15 protein-coding genes and 1 tRNA gene are annotated in these 18,911 nt (G+C 36.8%); 4 read left to right on the forward strand and 12 right to left on the reverse strand.

Annotation, left to right across the window (positions count from 1 at the left end; all coding sequences use genetic code 11):
- The first annotated feature begins 73 nt into the window (after positions 1 to 73).
- Positions 74 to 1,792, forward strand: a complete 1,719-nt coding sequence (gene polX, locus ACXACQ_RS20650) for a DNA polymerase/3'-5' exonuclease PolX (RefSeq protein ID WP_474977893.1) — start codon at positions 74 to 76, stop codon at positions 1,790 to 1,792.
- A 15-nt stretch (positions 1,793 to 1,807) separates the two neighbouring features.
- Positions 1,808 to 2,815: a glycosyltransferase family 9 protein gene (locus ACXACQ_RS20655; RefSeq protein ID WP_474977894.1), complete on the forward strand. Its 1,008-nt coding sequence runs from the start codon at positions 1,808 to 1,810 to the stop codon at positions 2,813 to 2,815.
- A 31-nt stretch (positions 2,816 to 2,846) separates the two neighbouring features.
- Here the strand turns inward: ACXACQ_RS20655 and arsC are convergent, their stop codons facing one another.
- From arsC to ACXACQ_RS20690, 7 genes are all read right to left on the reverse strand, one after another.
- Positions 2,847 to 3,188: an arsenate reductase (glutaredoxin) gene (gene arsC / locus ACXACQ_RS20660; RefSeq protein ID WP_474977895.1), complete on the reverse strand. Its 342-nt coding sequence runs from the start codon at positions 3,186 to 3,188 to the stop codon at positions 2,847 to 2,849.
- Between the two features lie 4 nt (positions 3,189 to 3,192).
- The gene (hslV, locus tag ACXACQ_RS20665) at positions 3,193 to 3,741 is read right to left on the reverse strand and encodes an ATP-dependent protease subunit HslV (RefSeq protein WP_474977896.1); all 549 of its coding nucleotides are present in this window, start codon (positions 3,739 to 3,741) and stop codon (positions 3,193 to 3,195) included.
- Between the two features lie 73 nt (positions 3,742 to 3,814).
- Positions 3,815 to 5,479 (reverse strand): pyruvate dehydrogenase complex dihydrolipoamide acetyltransferase, encoded by a 1,665-nt coding sequence (locus tag ACXACQ_RS20670; protein ID WP_474977897.1) that lies wholly within the window; start codon positions 5,477 to 5,479, stop codon positions 3,815 to 3,817.
- Between the two features lie 85 nt (positions 5,480 to 5,564).
- A complete protein-coding gene (locus ACXACQ_RS20675) occupies positions 5,565 to 8,450 on the reverse strand; it encodes a TolB-like translocation protein (protein WP_474977898.1) in 2,886 nt (961 codons plus the stop codon).
- Positions 8,451 to 9,492: 1,042 nt separating this feature from the next.
- Positions 9,493 to 9,909: a response regulator transcription factor gene (locus ACXACQ_RS20680; protein WP_474977899.1), complete on the reverse strand. Its 417-nt coding sequence runs from the start codon at positions 9,907 to 9,909 to the stop codon at positions 9,493 to 9,495.
- Positions 9,910 to 10,002: 93 nt separating this feature from the next.
- Complete coding sequence (locus tag ACXACQ_RS20685) at positions 10,003 to 10,665, reverse strand: response regulator (RefSeq protein WP_474977900.1); 663 nt, start codon at positions 10,663 to 10,665, stop codon at positions 10,003 to 10,005.
- Positions 10,666 to 10,672: 7 nt separating this feature from the next.
- Positions 10,673 to 13,360 carry a PAS domain-containing protein gene (locus ACXACQ_RS20690; protein ID WP_474977901.1) on the reverse strand — a complete coding sequence of 896 codons (2,688 nt, stop codon included), beginning with the start codon at positions 13,358 to 13,360 and terminating at the stop codon, positions 10,673 to 10,675.
- Positions 13,361 to 13,692: 332 nt separating this feature from the next.
- Here ACXACQ_RS20690 and ACXACQ_RS20695 point away from each other — a divergent pair, with 332 nt between their 5' ends.
- Complete coding sequence (locus tag ACXACQ_RS20695) at positions 13,693 to 14,268, forward strand: YceI family protein (RefSeq protein ID WP_474977902.1); 576 nt, start codon at positions 13,693 to 13,695, stop codon at positions 14,266 to 14,268.
- A 19-nt stretch (positions 14,269 to 14,287) separates the two neighbouring features.
- On the opposite strand, the gene ACXACQ_RS20700 is transcribed toward ACXACQ_RS20695, so the two are convergent.
- Both ACXACQ_RS20700 and ACXACQ_RS20705 read right to left on the reverse strand, forming a co-directional pair.
- Positions 14,288 to 15,550, reverse strand: a complete 1,263-nt coding sequence (locus tag ACXACQ_RS20700; RefSeq protein WP_474977903.1) for a site-2 protease family protein — start codon at positions 15,548 to 15,550, stop codon at positions 14,288 to 14,290.
- Entirely contained in the window at positions 15,543 to 16,163 is a 621-nt protein-coding gene (locus tag ACXACQ_RS20705; protein WP_474977904.1) for an HAD family hydrolase, read from the reverse strand. The genes ACXACQ_RS20700 and ACXACQ_RS20705 overlap by 8 nt, the downstream gene beginning before the upstream one ends.
- Before the next feature lie 101 nt (positions 16,164 to 16,264).
- Between ACXACQ_RS20705 and ACXACQ_RS20710 the strand changes: the two genes are divergently transcribed.
- Positions 16,265 to 16,338 (forward strand) — tRNA-Ile (locus tag ACXACQ_RS20710).
- Between the two features lie 350 nt (positions 16,339 to 16,688).
- Here the strand turns inward: ACXACQ_RS20710 and ACXACQ_RS20715 are convergent.
- The 3 genes from ACXACQ_RS20715 to ACXACQ_RS20725 all read right to left on the reverse strand — a co-directional run bounded on the left by ACXACQ_RS20715 (position 16,689) and on the right by ACXACQ_RS20725 (position 18,868).
- On the reverse strand, positions 16,689 to 17,237 hold the full coding sequence (locus ACXACQ_RS20715) for a hypothetical protein (RefSeq protein WP_474977905.1): 549 nt from the start codon (positions 17,235 to 17,237) through the stop codon (positions 16,689 to 16,691).
- A 129-nt stretch (positions 17,238 to 17,366) separates the two neighbouring features.
- Positions 17,367 to 17,915 carry a hypothetical protein gene (locus ACXACQ_RS20720; protein ID WP_474977906.1) on the reverse strand — a complete coding sequence of 183 codons (549 nt, stop codon included), beginning with the start codon at positions 17,913 to 17,915 and terminating at the stop codon, positions 17,367 to 17,369.
- A 218-nt stretch (positions 17,916 to 18,133) separates the two neighbouring features.
- The gene (locus ACXACQ_RS20725; RefSeq protein WP_474977908.1) at positions 18,134 to 18,868 is read right to left on the reverse strand and encodes a hypothetical protein; all 735 of its coding nucleotides are present in this window, start codon (positions 18,866 to 18,868) and stop codon (positions 18,134 to 18,136) included.
- Positions 18,869 to 18,911 lie beyond the last annotated feature (43 nt).

Below are 18,911 nucleotides of genomic sequence, written 5' to 3' on the forward strand. Positions count from 1 at the left end.
TTTTTTACGTAATATTCTAATGACTAGACCGTAAAAAATAGTTTTAAAAGGATAAAATTTAAATACATCAATTTTGGATAACGAATCTATAATTAAGGTTTTAAAAAGTACGATGCAAATGATGGAGTTGCATAGTGAAAACCCATTTAAAATAAAGAGCTATAACAATGCAATCTTTAACCTGGAAAGAAGCACTGATCAGCTGGATGGCATGTCTACTGATGAGATATCCAAAATTCAGGGGGTGGGCAAAAGTATCGCTACATCCATAGAAGAAATAAAAAATACGGGCAGCCTTACCATTTTAAATGAGCTTATTAGTCAAACTCCTGAAGGACTTTTAGACTTACTTACTTTAAAAGGAATAGGCGCAAAAAAAATAAGGCAGATATGGCAAGAGCTAGATATCACAAACAGTGAGCAATTGTTAGCTGCCATAGACAATGGTCAATTGGCTAAACTTAAAGGTTTCGGAGAAAAAACTCAGGACAACATCAAAGAAGCTTTAGCCTTCCGTTCGCAACATGAGGGAAAACTTTTATACGCAATCGCTGAAGAGCTTTGCAATCAGCTAATAACATCTATAAAAGAAAACTTTAAGGATATCCAAATATCAGAAAGTGGTCAGCTTAGAAGAAAGTTAGAAACCATTGATGAAATCCTCATCATAATAGCTAGCACTGCAGAAACTGATATAAAAGCGTTTTTAAAAAACCTCCCCAACATCAACTACGAGCCTTTAAAAAGTAGCCCTTTTAATTGGAGAGGAACTTTTGAGGAAAGCAAAATAGCACTTAGAGTGAAATTTGTTCCTGCAGCAGAATTTAACCATCAGCTGTTTATCACCACAGGCACAGCCAGTCATTTGCATTATAACTACAAAGAAAATGAGAGCCTTTTCGAAGTTGCAAAAAGCAAAAAAACCGCTAATGAGGAGGAAATATACACTGCTGCCGGCTTACAATATATAGCACCAGAGTTAAGAGAAGGGGCTTTTGAGTTTGACTTAGCTAAGGATAACAAATTGCCTAAGCTTGTTGAAATGGAAGATTTGAAAGGAATACTTCACAACCACTCTACCTATAGTGATGGAAAGCATTCATTAGAAGAAATGGCTAATCACTGTAAAGAATTAGGTTATGAATATTTAGGCATCACTGACCACAGCAAGTCTTCATTTTACTACGCCAATGGACTTTACGAAAACCGTGTAAAAGAACAACAAGAAGAAATTGATCATCTCAATGCCTCTTTTAAAGATTTTAAAATATTCAAAGGCATAGAGTGCGATATCTTACCTGATGGCACGCTGGATTACGACAATAAAACGTTAGCTAGTTTTGATTTCATTGTGGCATCGGTACACTCCGTACTCAATATGGATGCAGCAAAAGCTACTGAAAGACTTTTAAAAGCCATTGAGCATCCTTTCACCACCATCTTAGGGCACATGACAGGAAGACTTTTACTTCAAAGAAAAGGATACCCGGTAGACCATAAAGCAATAATAGATGCTTGTGCTAAGCACAATGTGGTGATAGAAATAAATGCCAACCCTCGCAGGTTAGACATCGATTGGCGTTGGGTACATTACGCTATAGAAAATAATGTAATGCTCAGCATTAACCCAGATGCACACGCCAAAGAAGGGTATGCTGACATGTACTATGGGCTATGCGTAGGAAGAAAAGGCGGTTTAACAAAAGAGATGAACCTCAATAGCTTAACACTAGCTGAAATAGACAAATACTTTACTGACAGAAAGAATAAAGCACTTGCTACTTTAAAATAAAGACTGAAGGCTTTCATGAAAAAGAAGATATTAATTATCCGGTTTAGCTCCATTGGAGACATTGTACTCACCACACCAGTGATGCGAACAGTAAAAACACAACTGGATGCTGAGGTACACTTTTGTACCAAAACACAATTTAAATCAATAGTGGAGAACAATCCTTATATTGATAAAGTACATTATTTAGAAGGCAGCTTTCAAAATTTAATAAAAGAACTTAAAAGTGAAGGGTTCGATTATGTCATCGACTTACATAAAAATTTAAGAACCAGACGCATTAAAAGCAGTCTAAAAGCCAAAAGCTACTCATTCAATAAACTGAATAGAGAAAAATGGCTAATGGTCAATTTTAAAATAAATAAACTCCCCAACACGCACATAGTAGACAGGTACATGGATACTGTAGCTCCACTGGGGGTCAAAATGGATAATTTGGGCTTGGATTACTTCATACCAGAAAAAGATGAAGTACCTATGGACTGGCTGCCAGCAAGTCACCAAAAAGGGTACGTAGCTTATGCTATTGGAGCACAGCATAACACTAAAAAACTACCTCTAAAAAGAATGATTGAGCTTTGCGATAAAATCAACAAGCCCATTGTACTACTAGGAGGGCCTGGAGACAAAGAGGAAGCAGAATTTATTGTAAGATTCTTCACCAAGTCAGATGATGAAATTAAAGAAGAAGGCCTAACCCGTATGAATAAAAAAGCAGATATATTCAATGCATGCGGAAAGTTCAATCTCAACCAATCAGCATCATTAGTTAAACAGGCAGATTACGTATTTACTCATGACACCGGGCTTATGCATATAGCAGCGGCTTTTAAGAAACAAATATTCAGCATTTGGGGTAACACCATCCCCATGTTTGGCATGTATCCTTATCGCACAAAGTTCACAGTTTTTGAAAACAATAACCTAGGCTGTAGACCATGCTCCAAAATAGGTTACTCAAAATGTCCCAAAGGGCATTTTAAATGCATGAATAATAATAACTTCGATTTTTATTTACCATAAAAAAAGAGGACTAAAATTTAGTCCTCTTTTTTTATAACAATTCATTTACGTTTTCAGGCGGCCTTCCTATTACTGCCTTCTCTCCCTTTACCACTATTGGCCTTTCTATCAGCTTTGGATTTTCCTCCATGGCCTCTATCCACTCCTCCTCCGTCAACGTTTTACCTTTATATTGCTCCTTATAAACTGCTTCACCTTTTCTCACTAACTGCTCTGCAGATATATTCAGCTTTGCTATTAGCTTTTTGAGTTCATCTTTGCTCGGTGTAGTTTTTAAGTATTCCACTATTTCCACCATTTCGCCACTATCTTCAATAATCTTTAGTGTTTCCCTACTCTTGGTGCATCTTGGATTATGATAAATAGTTAGCATGGTATTAAGCGTCTATAGTTTCAATAATAAAATTATGATTAGTATAAATACAAGTATCAGCAGCAATGGTTAAACCTTCTCTTACCATTTCTTCTGCACTCAGGTGCTGAGCATGTTTCTTCAATGCCAAGGCTGCACTCTGAGCATACATAGAACCACTTCCTATAGCCGCTACCGAATTATCTGGCTCCAATACATCTCCAGTACCAGATATCACCAAAACCTCATCCTTATCTGCTGCTATCAACATTGCTTCAAGTTTTCTCAAATACCTGTCAGTACGCCAATCTTTAGCAAGCTCTATAGCAGCACGTTTCATATTTCCTCCGTAGCTATTTAGCTTTTCATCAAATCTTTCTAATAACGTGAAAGCATCAGCCGTAGACCCTGCAAAACCGGTTACAATCTTACCTCCTTGCAGCTTTCTTATCTTCTTCACATTGCTTTTAGCCACATAGTTACCCATAGTAGCCTGTCCATCAGCACCAACAGCCACTTGTCCATTATGCACTACTGCTAATACTGTGGTTGATCTTACTTTTATCTTTCCCATTTTTCTATTTAAATAAAAACCCTGACAATTAAATCAACTGTCAGGGTATAATGTTTATTTCTCTATAATATTCTTATATCAAAATTCTCACAGGATCTTCTAACAACCCTTTAAGTGTTTTAAGGAATGCAGCTCCCATAGCTCCATCTACCACTCTGTGATCACATGATAAAGTTACTTTCATTACATTACCAGGCACTAACTGACCGTTTTTAACTACAGCCGTTTCTTTAATACCTCCCACTGCCAAGATACACGCATCTGGCGGGTTAACGATAGCAGTAAATTCCTCAACGCCAAACATACCCAAATTAGAGATAGTAAACGTGTTACCCTCCCAGTCACTAGGTTGTAATTTTTTGCTGTTAGCTTTACCTACTAAATCTTTAACCTCAGCTGAAATGTGAGATAATGACTTATTATCAGCAAAACGCACCACAGGTACTAATAGACCTTCGTCTACAGCTACTGCTACACCAATGTGAATGTGCTTATTATATCTGATAGTATCACCTCTCCAAGAAGAATTCACTTTAGGATGCTGTCTTAATGAAGCCGCTACCGCCTTCACCACTAAGTCATTAAAGCTAATTTTCACAGGTGAATATTCGTTCATTGCTTTTCTAGCTTCAATAGCCTTATCCATGTTAATTTCCATGGTAACGTAGAAGTGGGGAGCAGTGAATTTACTTTCAGCAAGACGCTTACCGATAGTTTTTCTCATTTGAGAAACCTTCACTTCTTCATAGCTTTCTTCACCTACTACTTGAGGCAAGCTAATAGTTTCTGTTTTAGCTGATCCTTGAGCTGCTGGTGCAGTTGCGGCAGGAGCTGCAGAAGGCGTAAATGCCTCAACATCTCTTTTCACAATTCTACCATTATCTCCAGAACCTTGAATTTGAGAAAGGTCATACCCTTTATCTTCAGCCATTTTCTTAGCCAAAGGAGATGCCTTCACTCTGCTAGAATCATTAGAAGCAGTAGCGCTAGGTGCAGCTGCAGCAGCACTTGTAGAAGCTTCTTCCTTCTTAGCAGGAGCTTCTTTTTTGGCTTCCTTCTTAGCTTCTGAAGATGAACCTTTTTTACCTTTAGACTCTTGAGCCTTTAAAAGCTTTTGGAAGTCGGCACCTTCTTCTCCAATAACAGCTATTACACCATCTACTGGTACAGAATCACCTTCTTTAACACCTATATAAAGTAAAGTACCATCTTCATACGCTTCTAGCTCCATAGTAGCCTTATCGGTTTCTACTTCTGCCAGAATATCTCCTGATTCTACTTTATCACCTTCTTTCTTAAGCCATGATGCTATGGTACCATCAGTCATGGTATCACTCATTTTAGGCATTGTGATTACTGAAGCATTAACATCTGACACATCTATATCTTCTGCTTCTTCTCCATCATCACCTGAATCTTCTGCTTCTGTGCTTTCTTCACTTTTAGCCTCTCCAGTTCCGCCATTTTTGATTTCATCTAACAACCCACTAATATCCTCTCCTTCTTCACCAATTATAGCTATTACACCATCTACAGGTACAGCATCTTTTTCCTTTACACCAATGTGAAGCAAAGTCCCATCTTCATAGGATTCTAACTCCATGGTTGCTTTATCTGTTTCTACTTCTGCTAGTATATCGCCCGAGCTTACTTTGTCTCCTTCCTTCACTAACCAAGACGCGATTACCCCTTCTTCCATGGTATCGCTCATTTTGGGCATACGTATTACTTCTGCCATAGGTCTGTCTTAAAAATTTTTGTGTCAAAAATAGGTGTTAAAATTCCTTTATTCAAATAACTATGTTTTTAAATCTGAATTTCTTCTAAAAACTGATATTTGATATCAGAAGCTCAAACTTACTACCTCCTGAGTTATAATCATTAGGTTTTGCATACGAAATTCGCGCACCTAACGAAACTTCTGTAGGAAAACGCAAAATATTTATATCAAATAAAAAATCTGCACCAAAAGAATTAAAGTCTGAGCTTCGAAAAACAGGGTTTCCATCACTGGTCACATAGTCTAACTGCGCATAACCATAATCATAAAATAAATTTGTTCTAATTCTTTTTATGTTTACCAAAGGCCCGATAGAAAAATCAGGATAACATAGAGGCAAGGCATAATTTGCCGAAAGCGTAGTGAAATCTTGCCATGTATTATGTGAATACCCTCTAGGCAAGAAAACCTGATTTCTTAATATATATAAAGCCTGACTTTGCGATAAGTAGTCCCATTTTCGGTGCTGAAAAGAGCCTCTAAGATAAAGTGAATGATGTTTAAACAATCCAGGGAAATATGAAGTAGCATAAGCCGATAGCTGCCCAGCTACATAATCACCTCCAAAAGGCGTACTGGTATAGTTTAACCATATTGACTGCCCCCACTTACTGTAAATATCTCTTGTACTTTGTTTAAGCAGCCTATAATAGCTTAAGCCTGTATTTAAAGTATATAAATCACCATTGGCTTGTTGATCTATAAACCTTACACTTTGATTAAAGTCTTCCACTTTTACTAAGCCCACCTTTGAAGATAATGATAGCTCTGATAAATAGGCAGACTTGGTCAGAAGTAAGGGTAAACGTACTCCCAGATCTGCAGTGGTTTCTGTCCAGTTAAACCTAGTATCTTCACCATCGAGTAGCTCCTTAGTAGACCTATCACCTTTCGTAACTTCAAGGTCTACAACAGGGTACCACCCCTGATAGCTCAAATTAAAAGCTCCGTACCCCACCTCTTCTTCTACATCATAAGTATACCCTAATGATGCATTAGTAGTACTGAGCACGTCTCTTGAAAACACTCCTACCTGAGCTTTAGTTAAATCTGTAGTCGCGTAAGGCCCCCAACTATGTACATTAAACATATGCCCCGCTTTACTATATTTCTTCGATATGTACGCCACTTCAGGTGTATGCAATAGTAAATCTTCTTTCTGCTCTTGATCTATCAACGGTTGATAATATTTTACGTCATATTTCAACACTTCATCAAAAGGCTTCCACTGCTCAGGAGAAAACCTGACCTTCACCACATCCATTCCATTAACCGTATACTCATTATAATACAACCATTTACCATCAACAGATAATGATGGATTATATGCTCCGTATTTGCTGGAGACCACTTGATATACCTGGCCAGTACTTATTTTTCTTGCATAGATATTATCCACCCCACTAATAGGACTATTATAAAGCAAATAATCGTTCATAACCACCTGATGCCCTACATTTTGACTACTATGGGGCATTAAAACAACCTCTTGCTCTGTTTCCACATCCACTCGCACAATTTCCTTACCTTCATTATAAATTTTTCCTACTACCACTTGACCATTATTCACCCACCTCGGCATAGAATAAATCACATTACTTTTACCTCCTATCCTCTTCACCTCTTCTCCTGTGTTAATATCTATTATAGCAATGTAATTTAAGCCTTCTTCTGAAGTGGTAGCCGCTACTATTTTCTTTTCATCAGGTGAAATGGCTGCACTTACGTATCTACTTTTATGAGTAAGTGTAGTGGCTCTTTGTGTGTCAAAATCATAAATTTTCACAACTGAATAGTTCTTCGCCCTCCACCTAGGATCAAACCGATATTCGACCCACACCAGCTTATTGCCACGCACAGATAGCATTCCCGAATCATTAAATGGTCCTGTTATAAAAGCCGTTTCTTCCGTTCCGTCATTATTAATAACCACCACCTGCCCTACATCGCCAATACCAGTTTTATATGCCACTATCTTTCCATTGGCCAGTTGTTGCGGGTAATAATACTCTGTAAAAACATCTGATTTTCTATTGTTAACGCCTACAAATTGAGTGGGCTTAATATTTTTTAACTGATTACTCCAAACACTATCCAAGTCATCCATCATTTCTTCATAAGTAGGCACCAGATATTTGCCTCTATTTTTCTTCAATGCATTACTAAAGGTAAATGGAATAAACGGCCAGCTAAACGCATCATGACTTACCTCACCCCATATATTTGCACGCTCATTTCTTCGCAAATGCGTAACCATATGATAGCCTAGCACATAGTGATTGGGCACAAAATCTTTGTAAGATCTCAAATGCTGTTTGTTGTAACTATACCTTTTCCCTTCCAATAAATTAGTCCTGAAAGTCCTATTAAAAGAAGGCATTCTTCCCCTTCCACTATGAGTCAAAGCTGTTTCAGTAGCCACAGCATCTCCTTCCCAAAACCAATCTGGAGCAGCCACTGCAGCCATTCCTGCTTGCGTATTTTGCCCAAACAGATAGTAAAAAAGCTTATTCCAACCTGTTTTACTATGCTGAAACTGAACAATGTGACGATATTCATGAACAGCCAGCATATCCAGCCATTGGTTAATGCCTATAAAATTATAATCCTGCGGTGGCATAGTTTGAAACTCAGACCGTCTTGGCCCCAACGTAACAAACCCATTAGAAATACTTGACTTATTCTGAAGAATGATAGAAATTTTCTTTGGTGGAGCTTCGCTCATAGTTTCACCTTCCACCGCTCTAATTTGCTCCAACTTATTAGCTAAAGTATTAGCTTGCCCCTCGAAAGAGGCCGGAAATATCAATTGAATACCGGGAGTATTGATTTGTTTCCATTTAACATGAGGTGGGTTATTTTCTAAAATCAAATCTTGGGCAAAACCAAAAAAAGGTATTAGAACCAGCAAGCAAACCAGTCGAAGCATAAGCTAATATTATTTCATAATCAGATCAAATAGCGCAATAATAAGTGCCGCTATCTATTAAACTATAAACCCCTTCAAATATTTTTAAATCTATAAATATTCGAAAATGAGGTTATTAAATCACACAGCATAAAACTGCCGAAAATAATTATTAAAAAGACCTTTTTAAGTTTCTTTTTAAGCTTATTCAATATCATTCTAGCTTATGCAGCATACCTAACCGGTTATTCGCATTATAACTAGTATCATTATCCGTGATTATCAAAATAATTTTTCAGCCTTAATTAAATTACTTGGCAGGAGGTATTGCGCACGTGCGCCTCATTACTAAGAGAGGTTACTAATATTTGTGTAGATTACTCAATGACATTTTAGACATAATCACCATTGCTATAAAGTGTAAAAGCCACTCTCTCTCGAAAGCGGCTTTTACTATTACCGAACTCACACATTTATCTTATTGAAAAGGAAAGTAAAAAGAGGCAGTGCCGTCTGCATTCCACCCCTTTTAAGTAACCTAATCAACCTAAACCTTTATTAATACTTCACTCTTCTTCACCGGAACATCTTTTTTACTATAAGTAGGACAAGTATAAGCACTGCACGATGCTAAAAAACTTACGGTGATGATTACGAGCATCCAGAAGAGTAAAGATTTTTTCATTGCTTTTTTAATAATTTATATAACAAAGGTATCTAATTAAGCAATGCCAGAAATCGGGAAGAATATGTAAATTGAAATTCAGAGAAAACCCCTAATATCTTTAAGAAAAACACACATGGTTTGACTAAGCCATGTGCAGAACAGCCGAAAGGTGAAATGAAAGATATTGTTACCGAAACAGAAAAGGGCAAAAAAAAGCAGCCGGGACCTCTCCCGGCTGCAAACCATGATTAATCATAAACCATTAATCAACCTAAACCTACTCTTTAAAAAATCTTTATTATATCAGTTAAAAAAATCAATATAGGTTTTATTTCTCTCTCTTGGTACAAATGTACAATTTCTTACATAGTAATCTATAAGGAATTTCACTTATTTTTAGAAATACGTGTTTCCCTTATAAATAGCCAATTCTCTTGATACATAGGTGTTTCCACTTACCAACTCATGAATAGCGTTAGCTAATTCATCGCCAAAAGAATGTACCAATAAATAACCTTTGATACCTTTTTCTAAAATATTAAGTATAAAAGGTACTTCGCAATAATCATCTAGTACCAAAATAGGCTTTTGCGATAAACCCGAATCACCCAACAACTTATTAAGAAATCCCATCCCTAAAGAATATGTATCAACTATCACTACATCAGAAACATTCGCCACGGTAAAATCAGGAGACTCAATATCAGGAGAGGCCAAGCAAAAATGCCACTGCTCAAATAAGTGGAATTGAATACTTTCAAAAACAGGGTTTGACCTGCTAAAAAAAACTATATGTGCATTAGCATTTTCCATAACTCCTTATTAATCACAAATATATCATCTTAAGTTTTTGAAAAAATAAGGATAATTGCGTATTTAAAGACTACGGGTATTGCGTATTTTCAATTAGGAAAGGCCTTCAAACAGATGGTTTTTAATTGCATAAAGTACTAGGCCAGTAGAATTTTTAGCCCCCGTTTTTTCAATAAGATTTCTTTTATGCACCTCCACCGTTCTTACACTGATAAATAATTTGTCGGCAATCTCTTGGTTACTAAACTCCTCCAAAATCAATCGGTATATTTCCTTTTCTCTTTTAGTGAAATGAACATCCGATTTCTGGCCAGGCTGCCCCATTTCGGTCTTCTTGACCATATTGTTCATTACAGTCTGAGCTACCTCATCACTATAAAATATACCTCCACTCGTCACCTTTTGTATAGCAGATTTTAACTCAATCTCATCACAGCTTTTCAACACATAAGCCTTAGCACCGGCCTCCATCATTGCTTTTATGTGCTGATAATCATTATGCATTGTCAAGGCCATAATTTTTATTTCTGAACTTATGGCTGAAATCTGTTTGGCTGTTTTTATCCCATCAATGCCTCCATCCATGTTGATATCCAATATTACAAGATCCACAGCTTTGTGCTCAACAACCTTCACCCCCTCCTCTCCACTACCGGCAAGTGCCACTATCTCAAATTCCGGATCGTTTTCTAGGTACATGGCTACACCATCTCTCACTACTTTATGATCATCTATAATTAAAATCTTAACAGCCATACTATTTCTATTCTAAGGGTATCTCTACAATTATACAAGTTCCATTACCAATACTGGTATCAATCTCCAAAGTTCCTGACAAAGATTCAGCTCTATTTTTCATGCTCCTTAACCCAAAACTATCGCTAGTTTTGATTTTTTGCTTAAAATCAAAGCCTTTACCATCATCTTCAATGGTCAATACTAATGTATCGTCATATTTCATTAACTGTATATCTACACTCGTAGCTTCAGCATACTTCAATACATTATTAACAGCCTCTTGTGTAATCCGGTATAAATGCAATTCGATATTTACAGATGGCCTTTGACCATTTAAATTATTAAAAAACTTAAAAGAGATAGAAGAAAACACACTAAGATCAGCGATTAAACTCTCCACTGACAATACATAACCAAAGTCTTCAATACTCTGAGGCATTAAGTTATGGGCAATAGTTCTACTGTCTGAAATAGCCTCTTTTAAAAATCTCAAACCAGTTTCAAGCTTATCACTTTTGTCTTCACCTAAGTTGAGTTCTTTCTTTAATGCATTGAAATTTAAAGACACAGTAGTGAGCTTTTGCCCCAAGCTATCGTGCAATTCCTTTGCTATCCTTTTTCTTTCTTTATCCTCCGTTTCAATTACGGTACTTATAATCTTATTCTGTATTTGCATTCGTTCAGTAATATCACTTATAAAACCTTCTAACCGTCCACTTTCTACCTCTCTCCCTTGCTCCCAAACCCATTTCTTCTCCCCAGATTTCATTTTAATCTCATATACCAAAGTAAAATGCTCATTTTTATCAATAGCCCTTTGCACCTTTTTCCAAATAGAAGCTTTATACTTATCAAGTATCAGGCTATCGAAATTAACCCCTCCTTCTATAAGCTCTGCTGCAGTATAACCGGTTAAAGCGTAAATCCCTTCACTTAAAAAAGTCATGGACCATGTAGTGTCGTTATTACAACGATATACCACGCCTGGCAAATTAGAAATGAGCGTAGACAAACGTTTTTGATTAGAAACCAAGGCCAGCTCGGCATTTTTTCTATCATCAATATCTACGTGAGTACCTACAATTCTTAACGGATTACCGTTATCATCTCGCTTCACCACTTGCCCCCGGGCTTGCATCCATCTGTAACCACGCTTCTCGGTTTTTACACGATACTCTATTTCATAAAAAGTAGTGTTAGTATTTAAATGGTGGGCAAGCCTGCTCATTGCCATCTCTTTATCATCAGGATGTAAACGATCGTAAAATTGTGAATAAGTAGAGCTAAGAAATTCATCATTAAGATCGAGCAATTTAGCCTGTTGACTATTATATATTACTTCTCCGGAAGAAACATCCCAATCCCACATGCCTTCTCTTGCCGCCTCTATCGCCAGCTGAAGCCTGTTTTTAGTCTCAGTAAGATCCTCAATCATCCGCATCTGCTCAGTAATGTCACGAGAAACGAACAAAATATAATTACACGTGCGCTTTCCTTTATCCAAAATAGGGATTAGAGTCACCTCTCCTATTCTTTTCCCTCTTTCATCTTCATTAAATTCATTGTACGAAAGCTTCGTTTTCTTATGACGCACCATCTCCAGCTTTTGCATCCTGTTCAAAGTCTCCTCTTTCCCCAACTTCAATATTTCGGAGTAAAAATCAAATAAGCGCACTCCTAAAATGGATTTTCCTCCAGACCTAATGGCCAATTTTTTCAAAAACCAATCTGGTAAAGTCTCAATATGAAAATCCTCATCTACCACTTTTATAAGGACAATTAAATCAGATGAATTATTATAAACCAAAGACAGCGCCTGATCGTGAGCTTGCAGATCACGGTAGGCCACATGCAACTGACTCGTTTTACTATTTACCACCCGCCTTAAAATAAACACATATAACACCAGTTGAATGAGCCCAAACACCAGTGTAGACATTACTACATAAACCCAAGTAGGAATGCGATCTCGCTTTACTGGGCTAAAATATCGATGCAGGGCTTTGTAATAGACAGAAGAAGGGTCTTCTTTTAAAAGCTTTATATAATGATCAATAATGCCTGCATGTGGAAAACCAGAAATGTAGAAGTAATTTATTTTTACGGGAGAGAATATTATTCTTGTTTTTTGCAGCTTATAGTTTCCTGAGTTGATTTCGCCATACACCCTACTCACCAGCCCCAAGTCAGCATAGCCAAGCTGCACATGCTCCATCACCTTATCATAGCTATCCAACTCTACAATATCAATATTGAGATCAAGCTCTTCGGCTAGGTGCTCCAAGCCAAAATATGGGTTAGTATAAAAATAACTATCCTTCCAAACGGCTACTTTTTTGCCCGACATGGATAGCACTGAGCCATAATCCAATTCTTCATTGCTGTAAACGGCCGCCCAGTTAGACAGTAAAGCCTCTCCTGACTTAGCATAAGTTGACTCTTGCGGCAATGCATCGTTAGTGTACTCAGGCATTATATCAATTTCTCCTGCCTTCAACCATTCCAAGCACTGTTCATAAGACCCCTCTTTATACTCTACTTGCCATTTTTCCTGCTCCGCTACATAATCTAATACGCTGATGAAAATACCCCTTACCTGATGCGCCCCATCACTAAACTCTAAAGGATAGTCATGATATACCCCAACCCTCAGTTTTTGGGCACTAGCTTGCAATACCACCAAACATACCAGAATTGATAATCCTATTTTCAACCGCATCAAATAAATATAAGTAAGTTAAAATCGTATAAATTACGCATTTATACTACAATTATAAACTGCCCTTAAATTATATTAATATTCTTATTGGATAAAAAGTCAAAATATATATATTTGCATCAGGGATTGAAGTTGTGAAGTTGTAAGATGACAAGGATAAGGGTAATTATTGGGAAAGCTGCCATATTTTGGCAGCTTTTTCTTTTTATAAGAATTTGAACGCTACAAGAGCCTTCATTCTAGGCTAATTACCTTTTCGCAATCGATTGCTATTTTAGAATATAATTTGTACATTCTATATAAGTCTCACCTCAAACGCAGTCGATATGAAAAAGCTACTTATAATTTTTATATGGTTAATATCCCAGTATAGTTTTGCTCAAACCACTTGGGTTTTAGACCCCGACCACTCTTCAATTCAATTTGAAGTTTCGCACATGTCACTATCTACTGTTACAGGCAGTTTCACCTCCTATTCGGGAGTTCTCACCTCTAAGAAAAATGAATTTGAAAATGCCACTATCAATGTAACTATTCAAGCAGGTAGCATCACCACCAATAACTTACAAAGAGATAAACACTTAAAGGCTGATGACTTTTTTGCTGTAGATAAATATCCAGAAATTAAATTTTCGAGCACCAGCTTTACAGAAAAGTCTAACAACAATTACATCATTAAAGGCGACCTTACCATAAGAGGCGTCACCAAATCTGTAACCCTGATGGCTGAATACAAAGGCATTGTGTCCTTAGATAATCAGAAGAAAGCAGGATTTACCGCCACCACAACCATAAACAGATTCGATTATGGATTAAAATGGGACGATGTACTCGATAATGGAGGTCTAATTGTAGGCGAGAAAGTAAAGATTAATCTCAATATAGAATTAATAAAACAATAAAGCCCAAGGGCTTTATTGTTTATAAAATATCTATCGGAGCGGGGCTAAACGAAATAATAAATATAATTAACGAAATCCACCCCAACACTTTTCTTTTCATATCTAAAGGCTCTTCTATTAAAGTCTTAGGGTGCCTCACTCCTAACACTCGCCCTATAATAAAGGCAAAAAGCAACCAGCCACTATACCCTTCAACTTCAGGGTTTATAAAGGTGATTATAAACTGAGCGGCAAATATGATCATGGCATACATGAGAGTATCTTTAGATGACCTTCCCAAGCCTTTTAAAACCAGAAAAAGGAAAAATACATAAAAAGGTATATTTACCATAAAGGCCGGAAGCCCAAACATACCCGCACCATACATATCGTCATACGGTGTTACATATCCTAACCCTGCATAAAAAACAAATACGCAAAATACTACTGACGCTATTCTAGTATGCCACTTATGCCCTACTAAACCATAAAGTATATGCCCACCATCAAGCTGGCCTATTGGCATTAAATTTAATGCTGTGAAAAATAAAGCAAAAAAGCCCGCTAGTAGTATAGGATAATGCATTAGCTCTCTGCTGTTAGGAATCTTTTCAGGATCACTAACCAGCAATTTCTCCATAGCTATAAATAACAAGGGTTTGCGCATCATTACATTAGGGTATTCGGACTGGGCCTTAAAGGCAGGATAATCTCCCCAAGCCTTCGCACCTCCTCCATCGGAAAAGACCTGCAAAGAGTCCGCCCTTCGCACCTCTACATAGTTTAAAGAGTCTTGGGTACGTTGAAAGTCATAAGTGTATACATGCTCTGCATAGTCTGCCCCAAATTGCTCATATTCTGGATGAATCTCATATAAATACTCTACATCGGGCAAAGTAAGAAAACCATAAGTCAATACGCCCAATGCCACCAAAAAACCTGCCAATGGCCCGGCTAAACCTATGTCAAAATGGATTTTTTTCGACAAAATCACTTGCTTAATCCTTATTAAAGCGCCCATAGTACCTATCAAAAAAGGTATAGGAGGCAAAGGAATATAATAAGGCAAGGTAGTTTTAACTTTATGGTATTTGGCCACAAAATAATGACCAAATTCATGAACTGTAAGGATAAGTAAAAACGGAACTGAATAATAAAGACCATTGATTAAATCTTGCCACTCAAAGGCTGTCCAAGGCCACATTTTACCATGCACCCACCAATCACCCGCCAGTGTAGTAGAAAAAAAGGTTAATACAAAAAGTAAAAAATGAATTAAGTAGGTCTTTAAACGATTATTCATTAAAAAAATCTGTTAACGTTTCCGCAGAAGTTATATGTAATGTTTGAATGCCTAAGTTAGCCGCTCCAGTTATATTATCTGCATTATCATCAATAAATAATGTTTCTGAGGCATTTAATCCTTGCTCAACCAATACTTGCTCAAAAATATCAGCATTGGGCTTTCGTTTATTCATATAATGCGAATAATAGACCGTATCAAAGAATTCATCCAAATCGCAGCTGTGTTCATCTTGAATTATTTGAGAAAAACACCTCAAATGAATTTCATTAGTATTGCTCAGCAAAAATAACTTATGATTTTCTCTTAACCTTACCAATAATTCTAACCTTTCCCTTGGGATATCTAGCAACATGGCATTCCATGCTTTATCCAACAAGGCGTCTTCAGCGTTACACGAAAGGTCATTTTTTAAAAATTCTCGAAAACTTTCATCAGAAATTAATCCCATTTCATACTGCTTAAATGGCTCCGCATTTAAATAGAAATTAAGCATTTCTTCTTCAGAAAACGTTGAAATCTTAGCCAATTCAACGATTGTGCGCTGAGGTTCCAAATTGATAATTACCCCTCCTAAATCAAAGATTATATTTTCAGGAAAATCTTTTTTCATTTTTTTTCGAAATTGTTTGTGCATGTTTCAACAAATATCTAATATTGCACTCCCAAATCAAACAAAAGAAGGTAACACTTCTAAAAAAAATAATGTTTGAAGGGCCTATAGCTCAGCTGGTTAGAGCACTTGACTCATAATCAAGGGGTCCCTGGTTCGAGCCCAGGTGGGCCCACAAAAAGGACAAACTTAGGTTTGTCCTTTTTTATTTTATATACATAGCTAATAGCAACCCCTCAAGGTCAGCCATATTAGCTAAAAGCAGAAAAGCAACTCCTCATACTTTTCCTATAAAGACCATCTTCTAATACTTATCGCACGTTAAGGCTATATTTAAGCATATGATGGCATACGCAGGAGAAAGCATAATTTCAAACCTAGCTAAACAGGGAATAAAGATATTGCCTCTATAGCCTTTGCTAAGCCCGAGATTCAATGAACCGCGTAGTACGAGACCCGTACGCTACGAGGTGTGTGAGGCGCACCGTGGGCTTAAAGCTCACGGCCGTCTTTCATAATTCAGCATTAATATTGATATTCTTCAAAAAGAATTTTCCCAAAGTCTTTTTGAGTACGCATATCTTCAACTGGTTCACCTTCCGAATATCTATGTATTAACCTTGACCCCTGCCGATGCAATAACCAATTCTTGTCAACATCTGAGTATTTAAAGGTTATTATTTCATAGCTACCAGAAGTATTACCATAACCTCTGTATTCGAGTGAAAAATATCCGTTTTTAATAATTATATCATCAAAGGCAGTTCCATCAACATCATCTAATTCTAAAGAAGTATTTTTTGCAGCTATCTGATATTCCCCGTTCTCTTGTCCAATTAACAAATAAATATGTTCACGGTATTCAGGGTCACCTTGTATCTTAATTCTCAAGATAGCATCATTAAAGTCGTCACGGTTTAAGTTTCCTTCAAATATCCGAATAGCAGACTGTACGGCAGAATCAGGAATAAAGGACTTGAATTTATCAATTCCCACTTCTTGTCCTTGACAGGGAATATTGTTGTATACAAATAGAATTGCTATGAAGAATATCGTAATATTTAACTTTCTCATTTATGATATTTACACACTGAGTTAATCTTTATTGGCAGGTAGCCATGCCCCCTAACGGTCTCGGCTACGATTTCGTTGTGGAATTTCACGCAGTGAACATTCCGCCCGAAATCAAACCTTGGCTTGAAGTTAAGGATTTCCGTTCAAGGAAATCCACCCACAATGAATTATAGCCCGTGTGTGTGCCTTGAATGGTGAATATAGGTCAAGAAATTGAGTGTTCCAAGGGGTGAAAGTCCCGTAAGCACCGGGGTGGTGCCTGGAAGCGAAGCAAGTGGCAAGGTTGTCATCGGTGACGATGGAACTGAAGTAAGCCAGACTGCGGTGTCTGTACTGAAGAACATGAACCTCGTTTTTCCAATGATGTATATAAATCTCCACAGAGCAACACACTTTTTTTTTTGCATTCAGGATATTCGAGTTCAATAAGTGTTTTAAGAATGAAGGAATCTGTTCACCTAGAAGAGATTGTTTTCCTTCGTGTTCTGCGATTCCTTGTAAATCAGAAACAATGATAAGCATGTCTATTTCTGAGTTTTCTTTTTCGTATTCCCCAGTAAATATTGGGAGTGTTTTGTGAAATATTTCTGGAGTGTTTTTTTGACCATTTATTTTAGAACCTACTTCCAAGTAAGGGTATGGTTCAAGTGTATTAGTTTGGTCAATTGATATCTTCATTAATAGTTGTAGCTAACGGGCGCGTGTAAAAACCGTGCGCCACTATTTAATAAGTTGATGAAGATAGCAATTTTTATTTTGCTACTCATGACTTGCTTACCTCACCTACTGCTATTTGAATATAAACAACTATGATGACTGCCAAAATTGCGAGATGTCAATTTCTATGCTTGCAGGAAACTACTGAAGCGCATGGTTCTCACATTGTGTTAGGTACTTTATTCTCTGTATTTAAAAGGTAACTCTGTATTTGGAATTTCATTAAACTCAACTTCCTCATTCAAAGTGCTTAAAAAAGAAATCAGTTCCCCAAATAGTGCATTCATATAAGTTGGTATAAAACTTCGCAAGTCAATTAATTTACCATTGTATGCGATTTTTATAAAAAATCTGTCTGAATCGATGTTAGGGTGTTTGTCAACTTTCACCCAATCTAAGCAACTATATTCAAGCAGATTTATTAAACTGTCGATTTGATTTTTAGTTAAATTTCCTTTGAATCTTTCATTCGAGTAGATTGTTCCATCGTTCTCTATTTGTAATTTGATCCTGTTTGCTCCTGGCCTGTATCCAGGGACTAGCTCAAATATAATATAGTCAAACCTGATTCTGTCATTGAAGATTGAATTTGGATTAATTAGAACGACTTTCTCGTTTTGATGTCTATTCTGAAGTAGATATTTACATGCTTTTGATTTTGGTATTAGGGAAATCGAATCATTCGACATGTGTTCAACTTTATATGTAAAAACATGATCTTTCTTCGATGTAATAAGGAATGTTGAATCTTTAAAAGAATAGTTGTATTCAGTCCTGTTTATTAATAATGTTGTGTCAGATTGAAAGCTTATAATATCATAATCTTTAGTTATAAGTACAGAATTTTGCAGGACTTGAGCTTGAAGTCTATTTGTAGTAATTCCGATAACTATAAGTAAAAGAAATTTACGCATATTGGAATTGGTAAACTATTGTACCTAATGGTCTCGTGTACGA

Source organism: Fulvivirga sp. AWR4_260 (assembly GCF_056158185.1).